This is a genomic window from Mesorhizobium sp. M7A.F.Ca.CA.003.01.2.1 (assembly GCF_003998945.1).
Classification (GTDB): domain Bacteria; phylum Pseudomonadota; class Alphaproteobacteria; order Rhizobiales; family Rhizobiaceae; genus Mesorhizobium; species Mesorhizobium ciceri.
This window is the reverse complement of record NZ_RZRA01000888.1, coordinates 1-2,320: the sequence shown is the minus strand read 5'-3', so window position 1 is coordinate 2,320 and position 2,320 is coordinate 1. Positions and strand designations below refer to the sequence as shown.

The following is a 2,320-nucleotide window of genomic DNA, read 5'->3' as shown; positions in this document are numbered from 1 at the left end:
GGCGACCTTCCCCGTTTACGACCTCCGCTGGGTGTCGATCGATGACGTGTCGCCGGTGCTGGCCAATTCCGTCATCATGTCGGAGGACGGGCAGTTCTGCTTTCATCGTGGCGTCGATCTCGGCGAGCTGAGAGGCGTCGTCGACGATGCGCTGGCCGGCGAAGCGACGCGCGGCGCCTCGACCATCACCATGCAGACGGTCAAGAACCTGTATCTCTGGTCGCGGCCGCTGGGCTCGGTGCGCAAGGTGGTCGAATTGCCGCTGGCCGTCTATTTCGATGCGGTGATGTCGAAACGGCGCATCATGGAAATCTATCTCAACATCGCCGAGTGGGGGCCGGGCATCTACGGCATCGAGGCCGCGGCACAGCACCATTTCGGCGTCTCGGCAAAACAGCTGTCGCGACGGCAGGCCGCCCTGCTTGCGGTCTCTTTGCCAAATCCGATCGCCCGCAATCCGGCCAAGCCCGGGCCTGGCCTGAGGCGGCTTGCCAATCTGATCGAGCGGCGAGCCGGCCGCTCGGGGGCCTATGTCGGTTGTCTCCGCTAGCCGATCCAAAAAAATTCGCGCCAGTGCTGGCCAAAACGGCACAGGGCGTGTATAGGCACCCGACTTTCTCAGATTTAGGCCCCGACATGGCCCTTTCACGAGGGCGGGCGGGGCTTTTGACCATGTAGTGGAGCATATCCATGGCCGTTCCGAAACGTAAAACCTCTCCGTCCAAGCGCGGCATGCGCCGCTCGGCCGACGCCCTCAAGGCCCCGACCTATGTCGAGGACAAGAATTCCGGCGAAATGCGCCGTCCGCACCATATCGACCTGAAGACCGGCATGTATCGCGGTCGCCAGGTGTTGACGCCCAAGGAAAGCTGAGACCAGCCTTCCAAAGGTTTGAATTCCAAAAGGACCGGCCAGTGGCCGGTCCTTTTGCGTTTGGGGGGCGGGGTAGCGCGCATCTCGACGCGTGGGCGGCAATCGTTGCAGGCAACCGGCTGACATTGTTGTTGCGTGCGGTCTTCGACCGTGTTCAACGCTGCCATCGAAACATCTTGACGGCGTGCCTGTGGCGCATTCTACAAAGGATTGCCCCCACATGGAGACGCCAGATGTTCGGTGCCATTCCGCTGCTGATCGTGCCTTTCGTGCTCTACAATCTCGGACTGCTGGGAATATTCGGCAGCGGTGACGATCCGTGGGCAAGCGAGGTCTTCTCATTCAGCATGATGTCGGGTGGCGTGTTCTCGATGACGCTTGGCGATCTGATGGTGCTGATTGGGCTGATCTTCCTGTTCCTCGAAATGGCGAAGTCGGTGCGCACCACCAACGCCTCGATCATGGACCATCTTCTGTCGACGCTGGTCTTCGTGGCCTTCCTGGTCGAATTCCTGCTGGTGAAGGGTGCGGCCCATTCCGTCTTCTTCACGCTGATGGTCATCGCGCTGTTCGACGTGCTGGCCGGATTCGCGGTGTCGATGCGGTCGGCCAGCCGGGACATCAATTTGAATTAGGTCCCCCGGCGCGGAAGGCGGAAGTTTGACGGGCACTTGCGCTGACAGTTGGCGCAAACGCCCCTAACGTCGTCATCCCAGGGCGTAGCAAGGAGCGTAGCGACGGGCGCAGACCCCAGGGTCCAAGCCGCGACACGTGAGCGTTTCAGCGGTCCAGAATTCTGCTCCGCTGCACTCTACGGCGGATGTTACGGAATGGATCCTCGGGTCTGCGCGACGGAGCCTCGCTCCTGCTCCGCCCGTGGATGACGAAGTTCCCGACCTCACCCCGGATCGGCGGTGAAACCGGCGGCCTCGATGCCGGCGATTGCCGCGGCTTCGTCATTGTCCGACGTGTCGCCTGAAATGCCGACGGCGCCGATGATGGCACCGGCCTTGTCGCGGATCAGCACGCCGCCGACGACCGGCAGCACGCGCCCGCCCGAGACGTCCGAGATGCCGGCGACGAGATGCGGGCGCTCCTTGGCGAAGGCCTCGACTTTGCGCGAGCCCATGCCGATGGCGAGCGCACCATAGGCCTTGCCGGCCGACATTTGCCGACGCAGGAACGAGGCGCCGTCCTGGCGCTGGAAGGCGACCAGATGCCCGCCGGCGTCGAGCACCGAGACGCCGAGCGGCTTGAGCTTGAGATCGGAGCCCTTGGCAAAGGCGGTTTCGATGATTTGCCTGGCTTTTTCGAGCGGCAGTGCGGTCATGGCGGTCTCCTGTTTGAAACGCGTCGATCATCGACCGTCGGCGGGTGAGATAACATCCCGGTTCCGGTTGAAATTGCTTCGCGTGAAAAGGCGGGATGGAAAACAGCCTTCGCCGGC

At 62.6% G+C, this 2,320-nt stretch carries 4 protein-coding genes; 3 read left to right on the top strand and 1 reads right to left on the bottom strand.

All coding sequences use genetic code 11. From position 1 onward, the window contains the following. The 3 genes from EN969_RS27200 to EN969_RS27190 form a co-directional block, all read left to right on the top strand. A partial coding sequence (locus tag EN969_RS27200; protein ID WP_127419551.1) for a transglycosylase domain-containing protein occupies nucleotides 1-550 on the top strand: 550 nt, incomplete at its 5' end. Between the two features lie 140 nt (nucleotides 551-690). Then, a complete protein-coding gene (gene rpmF, locus EN969_RS27195) occupies nucleotides 691-873 on the top strand; it encodes a 50S ribosomal protein L32 (protein WP_008834724.1) in 183 nt (60 codons plus the stop codon). 233 nt (nucleotides 874-1,106) lie between these two features. Next, nucleotides 1,107-1,508 (top strand): hypothetical protein, encoded by a 402-nt coding sequence (locus EN969_RS27190; protein WP_013529226.1) that lies wholly within the window; start codon nucleotides 1,107-1,109, stop codon nucleotides 1,506-1,508. 263 nt (nucleotides 1,509-1,771) lie between these two features. On the opposite strand, the gene EN969_RS27185 is transcribed toward EN969_RS27190, so the two are convergent. After that, entirely contained in the window at nucleotides 1,772-2,203 is a 432-nt protein-coding gene (locus tag EN969_RS27185) for a heme-binding protein (RefSeq protein WP_063169165.1), read from the bottom strand. Nucleotides 2,204-2,320: the final 117 nt, after the last annotated feature.